The following is a 16,212-nucleotide window of genomic DNA, read 5'->3' on the forward strand; positions in this document are numbered from 1 at the left end:
AAAGATATAATACTTCATTTCTATTTCTATGTAAAGTTTATAACTTTAAAAACTATGTTTAACATTCTATTTTAATATAAACTCTTCAATGACATGGGCAACTCCATCATCTTCATTACTAAGAGTTACATAATCTGCTTGTTTTTTTACAAATTCTTCAGCATTTCCCATAGCTACACCTACCCCAGCAAATTTAATCATAGAAATGTCATTTTCGTTGTCTCCCATACAAATTACTTCCTCGCTATGAATTCCATAATACTGGCATATTTTCTTTACCGCTTCTCCCTTGGATGTCCCCTTTTTCATAATCTCAAAGCTACTCTCCATAGAACTTACTACTTCAAAGGTTTTTAGATTTAAAAATTCTTCCTTTGCAGCTATAACTCTCTCTTTGTCCTCATGTACTACCATAACCTTAATCAAATTTACGTTTTCTTCCAATAGGTTTTCCCATTCATTTATAATTCTTATGGCTACCTGTCTATTTTTAGGTAAGGTTGCATTTGCTTTATTATATATTAATGCTGAATGCTTTATCTCTTCTGTATATATTGTGTCAGGGCTATAAAATTGAGGCATAATATCATACTTTTTTAATAATTTTAAAATGACCCTACACTCTTCCTTATTTAGATACTCTTCATATATAGCTTTATCTAAATCTTTTTCTCTAATATAAGCTCCATTTGAAGCTATAATAGGGGTTTTTACCCCTATTATATCCCCATAATAATTGGCTGACACAAATATTCTTCCTGTGGCAACTACAAATTTAACCCCTTTATTATGAGCTTCATTGATTGCATTTAAATTTCTTTCAGATATTTTCTTTTTACTATTTAATAATGTGCCATCCATATCAACACAAATTAATTTATACTTCATTAGTCCCTCCATCGATTAAATACAAAATACTTATTAATAATGTATTTATACCATTTTTCTCTTTCCTTAATATAATTCTCAATATACATGAAATATTCTTTTTTTTCAAAGGTACTTGATAATATTTCTCCATAAAACTCATCATAGACCAAATTTACAATATCTCTTAATCTATTTTGTAGTTCTCTATCCCTTATAGAATCTACAAATTCTAAATCTCCACTACTTTTACTTTTTACTATACCTTGAGTTCTTAGTCTTTTTAAATAATAATTATATAAAGGTATCATGCTTTTATTATTAACTATTCTCATCTTATTAATCTCATACAGTCCAGCAAATATAGCTATCATTACAGCTAATGCTCCTGTAGTTACATATATTCCTATATATCTATTTAATTTATCATCTTCTCCTATTTCACTTTCCTCTTCATTAAACCCTGGCTTATTTTTACTAATTTTATTATTATTGGTTTCATTATTGGAATTACTTTCTGCTTCTGTATTTTCTAATTGGATTTCTTCTTGAGATTCTTCGTATTCTGTGGGAGTTGGTGCCGAATCTACTATGCCCCATTGATTCCTATAAGGGTTTATAAGTATTTCTGCCCATGCATGAGCGTCAGCATTAGTTACCTTATAGCTACCATCTTCTCCTTTATCATCTGACATCTTAAATCCTTCTACATATCTAGCTGGAACCCCTGCAATTCTACACATCATTACTGTTGCAGACGCAAAATAAGTACAATATCCTTTCTTATCTAACAGTATAAAATTACTTACAAAATCGTTATATTCATCATTATCCCCAACATTAGTAACATACTTATAATTTTTCATCAAATAACTTCTTATAGCTAAAGCTTTTTCGTGAGTGGTTAGTTCCTCCACAGTCTTTTTTTTTGCTTGTGCTTCAACAATTAATATACCATCAACTATTTTATATACTTCATCATTAATCGGAGCATCAAGCTGAAGATAATTCATGTAATGTAGCATAAAGTTATTTAAAAAGGAACTTTCTTTGTTTACATACTCCATACCTTTAGATGTATCTATTGATGACATTAAATTTTCTCTATAAGAATAATCATCAACACCAAACTCCCTTTGAGGCATTATATAATTTTCATTCAATGGAGTTTTTTTATACATAGAATTTTGAATTCCTTCAAGATAATTATCAAAATCACCATAAGATATATAACTAACCTTGTAAGGTTCTTTTATCTCTACATCACTCATAAATATCGGAATTAAATCTACAAACAGATCCTTACTATCATTAATAATATTATTACTATTATTAGGAGTAAAATAAGAAGTAGTTTTAAAGTTTTTTCCTGGAATTATAGTTAATGTTTTTTCTTGAGTCTGAAAACTTTCATCTTTTGTTGGTTGCATAAGTTTATGCATGGGCATATTGGAAGCTTCACTAATCTCAACCTTTCTCATTACTTTATCTTCAGATTTTATCCATGATCTTCCTGTATAATAATCCATAGCCTTTCCTCTTAAATAAAAAGGGTTATCTGATATTACTTTAAACACCTCTCTACGATTTAATGCTATTGATCCTCCTAAAATTGTAGATGAATCACTATATCCACTTTGCTTCATTGAAAAGCTTCCCTTCAAAGCTTCTAAAGAAGGATTTTTTTCCTTTTCTTTTTTTCTTGCAAATTCATTTCTAAAAAAAGTAGTAACACTGTCTACAGTTTTCCCTTTGTATTCCTGTGGTAGCATAAATACTAATCCAGGAATTAGTAAGGCAAGTATTAGTATTAACGTAATCATATATGTTATATTAATATCTATTTTAACTTCTCTTCCTCTATATTCTCTGCATTTTTTAATATATTCTCCTGTTCCTAATGTTATAATAACAGCTGCTAAAAAATAAGGAATGTTAGGAATAACATTTTTATAGAATATTTGATACCAGAAAATCACAAAAACACCTATTGAAAAAAACAAAGGAGTATATACGAATTTCTGAGTTATAGATATAAGCACAGCTATAAGTAAAGGAATTCCTATTGAAAATATATGAATAAACTCCTCAAAGTTAATATTTTTAGCTTTGAGGGCTGCATTATTTATATTTTTTAAATTAAGTGATATTACTTCAATTTCCTTCAATACAAATATTCCAGAAGTTTTATAGCTAATTATCCCTATTAAAATAAAAACAATAATAAAAAAGATTATTTTTTTTCTTATACTATTAAGTACTTTAGAAAAAAACAGGTAAATTAGTATACCCATGGCAAATAGTAGAAGTAAAAATACAAAATTTACTTCCTCTATTTTAAAACAATCTACTATAAGCTTTATTACTAATGTAAAATTTATAATAACTAAAAAAGATTTTAATATTTTTTCTTCAATCACTCTCATGGCATCACCTTATTTCTTCTATGCTATAACAATTTATACCTTTATTTAACATATGTGAAATAGCATCATCACTAACCTTCGGTATTTTATCTAAATAAAATAATGTAACCTCATATCCCTCTGTAGATAAATTTATAAAGTAATCTATATTTTCTTTACTCATATCATAGGTTACTATGACAACAGCACTTTTCTTATTCACATTATACATAAACTTCTTCATAAAAAGAGGCAACTTACCTCTTCCCTCACTGTACTTACTTACCATATGAGTTTTTAACCCTTCTAAATGCTCTTTATTGCTGATATTAAAAACTTCAGTATTTTCTCCTATAATTATAGCTTGTGAATTAGCGCTTTTCTCCTGCATATATTTTATTAGAGATAAGAAAAACTCTACAAGTTCTTCCTCTCTTACTCCATCTTTATCCATACTAAAAGAATCTTTTCTTAAGTCTAAAAACACATGTATACGAGGACTTTCACTACTTTCATATTCCTTTACAAATAATTTTCCATGTTTTGCAGTAACCTTCCAGTTTACCCTTCTATAACTATCTCCAATTCTATATTCTCTAATATTTTTTATAGTTTCTAAACTTTCTGGTCCTTTGTTTAGCTCCTGCATTATTGTTTTAGTATTAAACTCTCTTAAATTAGCTCCTTTAATTTTAATGCTCTTCAAAGGGTATATGCTAGGATATACTTTTATAGTTTCTTTATGGCTATAGGAACATTTCCAAGTAAAAACTCCAAATATATCACTAACTATACTCGTTGTGCTACCTAACCTATAGTCACCTCTAATTGGTATTTTTATATCTTTCTTTATAAATTTATTACCATTTATTTTTATAGAAATAATATCTCCTCTATATTTATTCATAATTCTTTTTAAAAGAGAATTTTCAATTTCCATATATGATATTGGAAATATTGAATCATTGTATACTTTTATAATTATATTATTATTTTCACCAGCAATTATTTCCTTTTTATCACTAACTACGTCAATATTTAAATTTTTACTTACAAAATAAATATATATCCTTGTAATGATTAACACTAAGAGAAGGCAATAAAAAATAGAATATGGTAAATTTCCTCCTGAAAACAGAGCAAATATATAAGACAGAATAGTTAAAATAAAATAGGACTTTTTAATCTTCAACATATACTCTCACCTTTGGAGCTATTACCACATTTAAAATTTCTTCTAAAACATTTTCAGCCTTTATTCCCCTTGCAATAGAGCCATTGGTTAATATTATCCTATGAGAAAGAACTAACTTAACATTTTCTTTAACATCTTCTGGTATTACATAATTTCTATTCTTTATTAAGGCTGTAGCCTGTGCAACCCTAAGTAATGCTAATGAAGCTCTTGTACTTCCACCTAATACTATCTCTTTATGGTTTCTTGTGGCATCAATAATATTTACTATATACTTGTTAATCTCATCATTAACCTTTATCTCCTTAACCTGTTTTTGAATATTTATTATATCTTCTTTTGAAGCTACTGGCATTAATTCATCTAATGGATTTTCTTGTCTATACAAATTTAAAATATAAGCTTCATCCATTTTGCTTGGATAACCAAGATGTACTTTTATCATAAATCTATCCAATTGAGCCTCAGGTAAAGAAAAAGTTCCCTCATATTCGATAGGATTTTCTGTAGCCATTATAAAAAATGGCTTCTCTACCTCATAGGTTGTTCCTCCTTCTGAAACTTGCATTTCTTCCATGACTTCTAATAGTGCAGACTGTGTTTTTGGTGATGTTCTATTAATCTCATCTGCTAACACTATATTGGAAAATATAGGCCCCTTATTAAAAGTAAACTTCCCTGTACCAGCATTGTAAATTGAGATACCAGTAATATCTGACGGAAGTAAGTCAGGTGTAAATTGAATTCTACTATATGTTAAGTTCAAACTTTCTTTTATGGCTTTTATCAAAGTTGTCTTTCCAACTCCTGGTACATCTTCTATTAAAATATGACCTCCTGAAATCATACCTTTCATGATATCATAAATCTCCTTCTGTTTTCCAACTATAACTTTTTCTATATTAGTAACAATATTTTCAATAAGTTCTACATTGTTTCTCATTTTAATCCTCCCAATTTTGTCCATTATTTTATTCTTACTATTTCGGTAATATCACCAAAAAAACCTTTTAATTTTTTGAATTTTTTAAAAATTTTACCCAGATATAGACATTCTATGCCTATATCTGGGTAATAATTTTAATCTTTTCCTATTCTAACAACAGTATTTTTACTAGCATATATACTCTCACCAACTAAAATCTTTTCTACTATTTCACCATTTTCATATCTAATTCTATAGGTATTTACTATATATCCATTTACACCACTTTTTTCTATCACTATTTTGCCCTCTTCTAAGCCATAATCATAAATAATTTCTTTTTTAGGCTTGATATTCTTTACAATTTCACTTCTTATTTCATAGTGGGGATCCTGTTCTTCTTCATTAGAAAATATATTAAAAGTTATTTCTTTATTTTTGACAATAACTTCAAGTAAAATAGGATAGCTATAATTATTTTTAAACTTAAAATCTGAAGCTCCATAAGCTATCATGGCATCCTGTCCCATGGGCACATATGATATTATCTTACTATGATTTTTTCTTTCCGTTATATATAAATTGCTTTTTAGTACGGCATTATATAAAGTTGAAGAAACTTGACATACCCCTCCTCCAATTTCATCTATAAAAGCTCCGTTTTTAATTACCTTTGCATATTCAAAACCTTTTCCTGGGGTAGTTGCTCCTACAACTTTATTGAAACTAAATTCATCTCCTGGCATAATTATTGTATTATCTATATACTTAGCTGCCATTTCAATATTCCTACACCTTCCAAAACTAGAATTTATAAAACTAGTTGTATAGGATGCTATCTTAGTATTTATACTTTTTAAGTCATCTTCCATAATCTTAGGAAAAACCTTATCAAAATCCGCATTTATAATAATATCACCATCATCCACACTATTATCTATAGCTTCTATAATACTTTTATTTAATGCATCTCCATTTATTTTTCTACCTATTTCATGAGGCGTTATAAGAAATCCACTCCAATCATGATCTACTGTTGCATTTACTGGTGACTTATTTTGTTCTTTTTCTATAACCTTTAAAAACTTGTTAAAACTATCATCCTTTAGACTTGTTTCCGTATAAAACTCACCGTCTATACCGTTCTTAATATTTTTATATTTACCTATAAAACCACTTTCCTTTCCCCAAAGCAATGCCTTATCAACAACATCTTTTACATTCTCACTAACACCTAGTTCACTAAATGATATTTCATAACTCTTTTCATCAATTTGAACTTTTATATTTCTATTTACATTTATATCTGTTATATCTTTATCTATTTTAAAAATAGCTTCTTCTTTACTTAAAAGTGAAACATCTATTTTATTAATACTAATTCCTTTATATATTAGATTTTCATGATTTCTAATAATAATTTGTACCTTTATTAATATGAAAGAACTAACAATAAACAATATTGTTAGTAATAGGAAAGTTATTTTCATAAACTTTTTTTTCAAACCATTCACCTCCATATATAAAATATATGAGTCTAAGTAAGTCATTATAATATGTAGTTATAAATTTTCAAAAATAGGCACTTAGATTAAATCCTTAATCCAAGTGCCTATTAAAATTATTTAAGATATATTATATTGTACTATGACATTCTTTTTATTCTTCGCTTCCAGCTTGGAGATAAAATTTCATCTATAATATCTCCCATCACCGCAATCCCACATAACCTATCTTCTTCATCCACAACAGGTACAGAGTATAAATCATACTTTACAGCTATAGCTATAGCAACATCGATTTCGTCTGTGTCTACCACTTTAAATGGTTGTGTATTCATTATTGACTTTAGTTTAGCATCTGAATCATATATCACTAAATCAATTAGAGGAACAGCTCCTTGTAGCCTTTCTTCTTTGTCAACAATATATATATAATGAGCTATTTCTTCATCTGGCCTAAGCTCTTTTAGTATATTAATAGTTTCTTTTACAGTTATATCTATATTAAAGGATATAAAATCAGTATTCATTATATTGCCAACTACTTCATCCTCATATTTCATAAGATCTCTAATTTCAATTTCATCATCATCATCTAAATTCACTAATACACGATTGGTAGTTTCTTCGTCCATATCATCTAGCATATTAGCAATTTCATCATTGGGCATAATATCCAATATTTCCCTTGCCTTATCTTCACTCAAATTTTTTAAAATATCCTTTACCATATCATGGTCAACTTCTTCTAAGGTATCTGAAGCTAAATCTATATCTAGTCCATCTATTACTTTAACTCTGTCTTCTAATGATAAATCTTCAAGAATTTTAGCAATATCTGCTGGATGTAACTTACTTAACTTATTGTATGGAGTTGTTAGCTTTAAAGAAGAATCTACCATCTCTAAAGATTGAACACTCTCCCAACTTATTAGATTTTCTTTTGGCTCTTTATTAAATAGAGCATATATATGTTTTATTGGATTCTCAATTTTCATTTTTCTAGCAATTGCTAAAGTACCCGACTCTACTCCAATCACAGTTAAATAGCCATTTCTTTTAACCATTTTCAAATCAACAACTCTAACTATTTTTTTACCATTTACATCTACTATATCTTTATCTAATAAATGTTGAGATAAAAGATATGAATATTTCCTTGGAATTATATCTTTAACTTGTACAACCTTTATAATGAATTTATCATTTTCTTTATACACATCAATATTTCTAAATTCAAAGTTTTCAATTTCTCTTCCATTTTTAATCTTGTATCCAATAGCCCTTGGATATCCATAATCTGTAGTTACATAAATATCTTCTAACTTTCCTATACAATAATTTAATTCATCATAAACCCATCTGTTTAAAATACTACTTAGATAAAATTCTGATAGTCTATCCATGTTATTCCTCCTTCAATAGAGGAATATGTATATAAGTGTCTATAACTTAATAAACAGTACTCCTCTATTTCTATTCGATTTATAAATGTCATCACAGTCCTTACATAACAAAGGCCCACCGTCCATTAATTTCTCACCACCTAATTAAATATATTTATATTACTTATTATAGTCTACATCTTTAATTTTGTAACTATATTATTCAAATTTGGTTAAATTTCTTCATATTTATTTAATATCATGACTTTTCTCTATTTTTATTCAATTTACTATCTTATTCTAAGTCACTCTAACTTTTATATAAAATTTTCCTATGATAGTCCTATTCATATTTGTCTCTTATTATGATAATATAGTTTAATGTACAAATTAGTGCGAGAAAGGAGGTATCTTATTATAAACTTGCTGATATTATTGAAATTAATATTGTCATTAGTATTCTCTTTAAGAATTTAATTACTCGAAGTAAGTTTATATAAGAAAACCGATGAAAAGTAATACACAATTTTTACCTATTTCTAGAGAAGATATGAAAAAAAATCATATTTCTCAACTTGATTTTATAATAATAACTGGAGATGCATATATAGATCATCCCTCCTTTGGAACTGCAATAATTGGAAGACTTTTGGAAAGCGAAGGTTTTTCTGTGGGAATTATAGCTCAACCTAGTTGGGACTCTTGTGAAGACTTTAAAAAACTTGGTGAACCTAAATATGGATTTCTTATAAACTCCGGAAATATAGATTCTATGGTAAACCACTATACTGTTGCTAAAAAGAAAAGACATGATGATCTTTATTCTCCTGGTGGTAAGGGTGGTTATAGACCAAATAGAGCTGTTATAGTGTATTCAAACAGAGCTAGAGAAGCATATAAAAATACACCTATAATTATTGGTGGTATAGAAGCTAGTCTTAGAAGATTTGCTCACTATGACTATTGGGATGATAAAATTAGAAAAAGTATAATTCTTGATTCCAAGGCCGATCTTTTAATATATGGTATGGGTGAAAAACCTATAGTTGAAATTGCCAATTTATTAAGATATGGAAAACCAATTAATCATATTACTTCAGTTAGAGGAACTTCCTACGTGACCAATAAATTAGATAACATTAAAGACTATATATTGTTGCCTTCATTTGACGAAATTACTTCTGATAAAAAAGATTATGCTAACAGCTATTTTCTTTCTTCTAGAGAACAAGACTCCGTATGGGGTAAGCCCTTAGTAGAGCCTTATGGTGATAGATTTGTAGTTCAGAATCCACCTCAGAAACCTTTAAGTACTAGGGAAATGGATAGGGTTTATAATTTACCTTATACTAGAACTTATCATCCTATTTATGAAGAAGCTGGTGGTATACCTGCTCTTAAAGAAGTTAAGTTTTCTATAACTAGTCATAGAGGTTGTTATGGAAGTTGTTCCTTTTGTGCTCTAACTTACCATCAAGGTAGAGTTATTCAAAATAGGAGTCAAGATTCTATAGTATCGGAAGCTAAACTTTTAACTGAAGATAAAGATTTTAAAGGATATATACATGATATTGGTGGTCCAACAGCTAATTTTAGACAGAGGGCTTGTAAAAAACAAATAGAACATGGAGTTTGTAAGGATAGGCAGTGTATGTTTCCTACACCTTGTAAAAACTTAATAGTAGATCATACTGAATATTTAAGTCTTCTAAAAAAAGTTAGAACCTTACCTAAGGTAAAAAAAGTTTTTATTCGTTCTGGTATCAGATATGATTACCTAATATACGATAAAAATCCAAATTTTTTTAATGAACTATGTGAACACCATATAAGTGGTCAACTAAAAGTAGCTCCTGAACATATAAGCGATAAGGTACTTTGTGAAATGGGTAAACCTTCTAAAAATGTTTACGAAAGGTTTATAACAAAATATCATGCCATTAATAAAAAGTTAGGAAAGAAACAGTTTGTGGTACCCTATCTTATGTCTAGTCATCCTGGTAGTGATTTAAATGCTGCCATAGAGCTAGGACAATATATAAAATCTATGGGACATATGCCAGAACAAGTTCAAGACTTTTATCCTACACCAGGTAGTTTATCAACTACCATATACTATACTGGTATAAATCCTTTTACTAATAAAAAAGTTTATGTAACCAAAAGTCAAAAGGAAAAAAATATGCAAAGAGCTCTTTTACAATTTGGGAACCCTGAAAATCACAATCTAGTTAAATCAGCTTTAACTAGTTGTCATAGAGAAGATTTAATAGGCAACGGTAAGAATTGTCTAATTCCAACTAATCCTATTATAAAAAGAAAGTCTTCTCAAACTCCTAATAATAAGGAAAAAAATAATGTAAATAACACTAATTTAAAAAAATCATCTAAAAATACTACCCCAAATAAAAGAGCTAAGAAAACTTCTTATAGAAAATAACTTATTATCATTCATCTAACTCATAAAGGCTATTTAAGATTTTAATTAAACATAAATCTCAAATAGCCTTTTATTTTATATCTATCTTATGCCTTTTACTATTCTATGTTTAAAAGTTCTAATACTTCCATAAAGTACTATCATCCATGATAAATCACCTAACAACAAATAACCTATATTCTCACTGCTTTGCAATGTTACTGCAGTGGTTCCTACAAATACTAGAGAAGCTATACCAATTAATGCTGCCCCCCACTTTACACTATGCTTATACCTAAAGCTTTTTATCCCCATAAAAAATGATAATCCATTAATACACAATAATATTTTATATGGTAATAGATTACTTAGAATAACATTATATCCATAGGATAATGATATATAATACTCCATAGGCACTTTAAACATACATATCAAATAAATAACTATGTTCATAATAAAAATTCCATAAAACCATTTTATATCCATCCTTGTATTTCTATAAAAAACATATAAACAAGTATATATAATTATAGGAATATATATAATGTTTAAAAACACTAAATTCTTCATTAAGTATACACTTTTCATGTTATCTGCTAGAAGAAGCACTAGTAGGCTAACTATTCTTAATATAATTAGGATAAAAGATATGGTAAGTACTTCTTTTATTTTAACAGGGCAATACCTTATGCTTGAGGTTATAGACTCATAACTCAAAAATATCATGGCTAAAATTAAAAACAAATATATATAAATATTCAATATCCACACTCCAAAATAATAATTATATTTATATATATTACTTTTTTATATGTTTTATGAAAACATTACTCCTCTTTGTATCCTATTATTTTAATAGACCTACGTTCGCAGGTGATTTCAAGTGGAAAATCAGGGCCTTTTTCTCCATCAATATCTGTAGCTATATTCTCATCACAATCTATGGTTAGCTCTTTACATTTGAAATAAAGTATTCCATCCATATCAGCAACTTGACCCTTTTTCATCATAATAATTAAATTATTAAAAGCATTTTTCAAAATTTCCTTTTTTATAACAACCACATCTAATAATCCATCATCTGCTTCTGAGTAATCTGCAAATTTAATATTTCCTGCTGTTTGACCATTAAATACTAGTATAGTGTATATTTTACCTTCAAAATTTACTACTGGAGAAGTAATCTTAACATCTATTTTTTTTAGATTTTTAACCTCTTCTGCAGCTTTTACATAATAAGCTAGCTTTCCCATTGTGTTTTTAAGACTATTATCAGTTTTTTGAGATATATCTGTAAACAGTCCTGCACTAGCCACATTTACAAAGTATTTATCATTTATTCTACCAAGATCAAAACGCTTGACTTTCCCATCCAAAATTTGCTTGCAAGCAGCAGATATATCATTAGGAACTCCTAAGTATTTAGCAAAATCATTAGCTGTACCTACTGGTAAAAAACCTACAGGAATATCCACATTATTTTGCTTCATCTTATTTATTACTGAATCAATAGTCCCATCTCCGCCTGCTATTAGTATATACTTATAGCTTTCATCTATTTCAATGAGCGCATCTCTAATATCAGAATCATTACTAATTCTAAAAGGTTCTATAGTATATCCATACTGTTGATGAATTTTGATTACCTTATCTATGTTGTTTATTATTGAATTTTCTCCCGAGTAAGGATTATAAATAAATTTAACTCTTTTCATAATTTCCTCCTATATCATTTATAAACAATATAACTTAATTATGCCCATGAATATTATTTATAATTATATATAATACTTTATTTACCTTAATCTATATCATATTACCATTTTAAAAACCTTTTTTCAAATTTTAAAATTTATTCATACTTTTTTATATTTAACAATTAATTTTTACTTTCACTGCATATATATTTTACAATGGTAACCAAAATGTATATAATAAAATAGAGGTGATAGTATGAATAAATCTATTATCCCAAATTCTATGACTTTGGGTAACTTAATTTGTGGAGTTTTATCAATACAATTTACTATAAATAATGATTTTACTACAGCTGGAATTTTAATCTTATTAGGAGGAATCCTTGATAGATACGATGGTACTGTAGCACGTTTTTTAAACACTCATAGTGAACTGGGAAAAGAACTTGATTCTCTAGCGGACTTAGTTTCCTTTGGCGTAGCTCCATCAATTTTAGCCTTTTCCCTATATGGATTTAGTAATTTTGGACTTTTAGGTAAAATTTTATTAGTATTATTCCCTGTGGCAGGAGCTTTTCGTTTAGCTAGATATAATTGTACAGATTTTAATAATGTTTTTACTGGCATACCTATAACTATAGCTGGTAGTTTACTAGCTGTACTTGAGATTTTTTCTACGGTAAGACCCATACCATCAATAATTCCAATGGTATTTATGACATTGCTTTCATACCTTATGGTTAGTCATTTTCAAATTAAGAAAAAATAAAATAGTAATATTAAAAGCGACTATTTTTAATAGTCGCTTTTAATATTACTCATGAATATATTCTAAACCACATAATAGTATGAAAGAGTAACCACTAAATATACTGCTATAAGTAACGCCCCTTCAAACCAATAAGTCTTACCATCTTGAAACACAAAATAAGACATTCCCATAGCTATAGACATGGTTACTATTTGAAAAGTTGAAAACAATAGGTTTACTTGGAACCCCATAAAGGAAGAGCAAATAACTAATATAGGAATCACAAACATAGTAATTTGTATACTAGAACCTATGGCAGTTTCTAGACTAGCATCTATTTTATTTTCTAAAGCACATACTATGCTTGATGCATTTTCACCAAAGGAGCCTAAAAGTGGAATCAATATTATTCCTAAAAATTCTTGTGAAATTTTATATTCTTCAACAATGGCATTTACACCACCAACTAATCTTTCACTTATAAAATATAAAAGTATAGTTACAATAATAATTAACCCAAATACTTTTCTAGTGTCATTCTTATCACCATTCTTAGGTAACATTTTTTTTTCATCTAATATAAATAAATTACTATGGGTATATAAGGAAAATATTAGCCCTAATATATATACGCATATCAATACAACACCTATGATTAAACTTATTTTTTGAAAACTACCATTATCAACAATAGAGTATCTATTTAAAGCGGATACAATTATTATAGTAAACATAACTAAAAATAACATATTTAAATTTGTACGTGCAATTATTTTATTAAATTTTTGTTCCCTATATTTTATACCACCACAAAACACTGCAATTCCTAAGCCAAGTAGCATATTTGTAATAACAGCCCCTAATAGCCCTGCCTTTGCCATGGAAATCATACCATACTTTATAGACCAAAGTCCCATCATAAGTTCTGGCACATTACCTGCTGTAGCTGAAATCAAGCCGCCTCTTTTTTCACCTATATAATCTGATATTTTTGCAGTTCCTCTTCCTAATAAAATGGCTAAAGGGATCATTACTAATGAATACATTATAACATTAATTATGTTAGAATCTATATTTATAAAAAGCAGTACAATAGAGATTAATACTATGGTTAATGTTACTACTTCTTCTTTTCCAATAAAATCTTTTTTCTTAAAGCCTTTCATATTTTCCTCCACAATATAACATAGATATATATTTACTCTATTCATTTCATAAAGAAACAGTTACACCTATATTTTTTGCTAAAGGTGTAACTGTAATGAAATACTTTATTTTAGTTTTTTATTTATTAGAAAATACTTTTTCTTTTAACTTTTGACCACATGGAGTTACTGCAAGACCACCTAAGGCAGTTTCTCTTAATTCACTAGGCAAGGCTCTTCCTATTTTGTACATAGATATGACTGTATCATCAAAAGGAATCTTACTCTCAACACCTGCCATTGCCACATCTGCCATGGTAAGGGCACTTACCGCTCCTGCTACATTTCTTTTAGCGCATGGTATCTCAACTAATCCCGCTATTGGATCACAAACTAAGCCTTCCACATTTTTTATTACCATAGCCCCTGCATCAAAGGCCATTTTAGGAGTTCCTCCCATCATTTCTACAATGGCAGCTGCAGCCATAGCAGCTGCACTACCACATTCTGCTTGACATCCACCTTCAGCACCTGCTAGAGTTGCATTTTTAGCAATTAAAATCCCAACCCCCGAAGCTGTAAATAAAGCAGTTATCATTTCATCATCAGTTTTATTTAATTTCTCCCCTGCTGTAATAATAGCTGCAGGTATAATACCACAGCTCCCTGCAGTAGGTGCTGCTACTATTCTTCCCATGGCTGCATTAACCTCAGAACAAGATAATGCTCTTGCCATAGCTTTAACTATAAAATCACCACATAAGGTTTCTTTTTCTTGGAAGTACTTTCTAATCTTAGTTGCATCACCACCTATAAGACCGCTTATAGATATAATCTCTTTATCCATAGCTTCTTGAGTTGCAGACTTCATAACTTTTAGATTTTCTCTCATCATTTCAATTAATTTTTCCCTAGAAGTTTCTGAAGATTCCAGTTCCTCTCTTATAGTATATTCTGCAATGGTTATGTTCTCTTTATTACATAATTCAATTATTTCTGTTGCCTTTGATAAAAACATTAAAGCTACTCTCCTTTCATTGGTGGTAATATTTCCTCTACATTTTTCACATTTTCTATCTTTCTTATTTTATCTACCACTTGATGATTCACTATCCCATCAGTTTCAACCACCGTTGAAGCTTCTAATCCCTTAGCTTTTCTATATACATTCATTGAAGCTATATTTATATTTTCATTAAATAAAAGATTGCTAACATTATATATCATTCCTGGCACATCGAGATGAGTAATTATAATAGTTGGATATTCTCCTGTAAAATGGATGCTTTGTCCATCTAATTCGAATATAACAATATTTCCTCCGCCTATGGATGAACCTGTAACAGTGGTTTCTATTCCTTTGGAATCCTTCATTACAAATTTAACTGTATTAGGATGTACATCACCTAGATCCGTTTCTTCAAAGGTAAATTTTACTCCTCTTTCTTCTGCTATAGTAAAAGACTCTTTTAATCTATAATCCCAGGGATCCATTCCTAAAATTCCAGCTACTAGTGCCCTATCTGTACCATGTCCTTTATAAGTTTTTCCAAAGGAGCCATGAAGTAAAAATTTAACTTCCCTAACATCATCTTCTGCAATCTTTGCAGCTAATTTTGCAAGTCTTGCAGCTCCTGCTGTATGTGAGCTTGAAGGTCCAATCATTATAGGACCAAGAATGTCAAACACGCTATAACTTTTCATAATTTCCTCCTATAAAATACCACTATAGAATATACTAAAATTTATTATTTCATTGACTCCTGAATTAATAGTTATTACTTAGTATATCCATTTTATATAATACCATTAGTTAAAGATTAAAAATATGTAACTTTTAAATAAGAATTATGTAAAAATATATCTATAATATTTATACCATAAAACTTATTGACAATATATATATTTTTTCGATATA

At 28.6% G+C, this 16,212-nt stretch carries 13 protein-coding genes; 2 read left to right on the top strand and 11 right to left on the bottom strand.

Annotated elements, in window-relative coordinates; all coding sequences use genetic code 11:
* Positions 1 to 66: 66 nt before the first annotated feature.
* From B2694_RS02790 to B2694_RS02815, 6 genes are all read right to left on the bottom strand, one after another.
* Positions 67 to 888, bottom strand: coding sequence for a Cof-type HAD-IIB family hydrolase (locus B2694_RS02790; RefSeq protein WP_346884479.1), 822 nt, complete (start codon positions 886 to 888; stop codon positions 67 to 69).
* A complete protein-coding gene (locus tag B2694_RS02795; RefSeq protein ID WP_346884480.1) occupies positions 888 to 3,293 on the bottom strand; it encodes a transglutaminase-like domain-containing protein in 2,406 nt (801 codons plus the stop codon). Before B2694_RS02795 ends, B2694_RS02790 begins: the two co-directional genes overlap by 1 nt.
* A 4-nt stretch (positions 3,294 to 3,297) precedes the next feature.
* Positions 3,298 to 4,359, bottom strand: a complete 1,062-nt coding sequence (locus tag B2694_RS02800; RefSeq protein WP_346884481.1) for a DUF58 domain-containing protein — start codon at positions 4,357 to 4,359, stop codon at positions 3,298 to 3,300.
* A 94-nt stretch (positions 4,360 to 4,453) separates the two neighbouring features.
* Positions 4,454 to 5,410 carry a MoxR family ATPase gene (locus tag B2694_RS02805; protein ID WP_346884482.1) on the bottom strand — a complete coding sequence of 319 codons (957 nt, stop codon included), beginning with the start codon at positions 5,408 to 5,410 and terminating at the stop codon, positions 4,454 to 4,456.
* A 137-nt stretch (positions 5,411 to 5,547) separates the two neighbouring features.
* Positions 5,548 to 6,897, bottom strand: a complete 1,350-nt coding sequence (locus tag B2694_RS02810) for a VanW family protein (protein WP_346884483.1) — start codon at positions 6,895 to 6,897, stop codon at positions 5,548 to 5,550.
* Positions 6,898 to 7,037: 140 nt separating this feature from the next.
* The gene (locus B2694_RS02815) at positions 7,038 to 8,300 is read right to left on the bottom strand and encodes a magnesium transporter MgtE N-terminal domain-containing protein (RefSeq protein WP_346884484.1); all 1,263 of its coding nucleotides are present in this window, start codon (positions 8,298 to 8,300) and stop codon (positions 7,038 to 7,040) included.
* Positions 8,301 to 8,787: 487 nt separating this feature from the next.
* Here B2694_RS02815 and B2694_RS02820 point away from each other — a divergent pair, with 487 nt between their 5' ends.
* Positions 8,788 to 10,719, top strand: a complete 1,932-nt coding sequence (locus B2694_RS02820; protein WP_346884485.1) for a YgiQ family radical SAM protein — start codon at positions 8,788 to 8,790, stop codon at positions 10,717 to 10,719.
* Between the two features lie 81 nt (positions 10,720 to 10,800).
* Here B2694_RS02820 and B2694_RS02825 read toward each other — a convergent pair whose 3' ends face one another.
* Positions 10,801 to 11,154 (bottom strand): hypothetical protein, encoded by a 354-nt coding sequence (locus tag B2694_RS02825; RefSeq protein WP_346884486.1) that lies wholly within the window; start codon positions 11,152 to 11,154, stop codon positions 10,801 to 10,803.
* 374 nt (positions 11,155 to 11,528) lie between these two features.
* Positions 11,529 to 12,416, bottom strand: coding sequence for a YegS/Rv2252/BmrU family lipid kinase (locus B2694_RS02830; protein ID WP_346884487.1), 888 nt, complete (start codon positions 12,414 to 12,416; stop codon positions 11,529 to 11,531).
* A gap of 238 nt (positions 12,417 to 12,654) precedes the next feature.
* Between B2694_RS02830 and pssA the strand changes: the two genes are divergently transcribed.
* Entirely contained in the window at positions 12,655 to 13,167 is a 513-nt protein-coding gene (gene pssA / locus B2694_RS02835; protein ID WP_035132430.1) for a CDP-diacylglycerol--serine O-phosphatidyltransferase, read from the top strand.
* 62 nt (positions 13,168 to 13,229) lie between these two features.
* Here the strand turns inward: pssA and cax are convergent, their stop codons facing one another.
* From cax to sdaAB, 3 genes are all read right to left on the bottom strand, one after another.
* The gene (gene cax, locus B2694_RS02840; RefSeq protein ID WP_346884488.1) at positions 13,230 to 14,315 is read right to left on the bottom strand and encodes a calcium/proton exchanger; all 1,086 of its coding nucleotides are present in this window, start codon (positions 14,313 to 14,315) and stop codon (positions 13,230 to 13,232) included.
* A 118-nt stretch (positions 14,316 to 14,433) separates the two neighbouring features.
* Positions 14,434 to 15,312, bottom strand: coding sequence for an L-serine ammonia-lyase, iron-sulfur-dependent, subunit alpha (gene sdaAA, locus B2694_RS02845; protein ID WP_346848963.1), 879 nt, complete (start codon positions 15,310 to 15,312; stop codon positions 14,434 to 14,436).
* Between the two features lie 5 nt (positions 15,313 to 15,317).
* Entirely contained in the window at positions 15,318 to 15,998 is a 681-nt protein-coding gene (gene sdaAB, locus B2694_RS02850; RefSeq protein WP_346848962.1) for an L-serine ammonia-lyase, iron-sulfur-dependent subunit beta, read from the bottom strand.
* Positions 15,999 to 16,212: the final 214 nt, after the last annotated feature.

Origin of the sequence: Clostridium sp. UBA4395, assembly GCF_002390995.1 — a bacterium.
Lineage (GTDB): Bacteria > Bacillota > Clostridia > Clostridiales > Clostridiaceae > Clostridium_J > Clostridium_J sulfidigenes.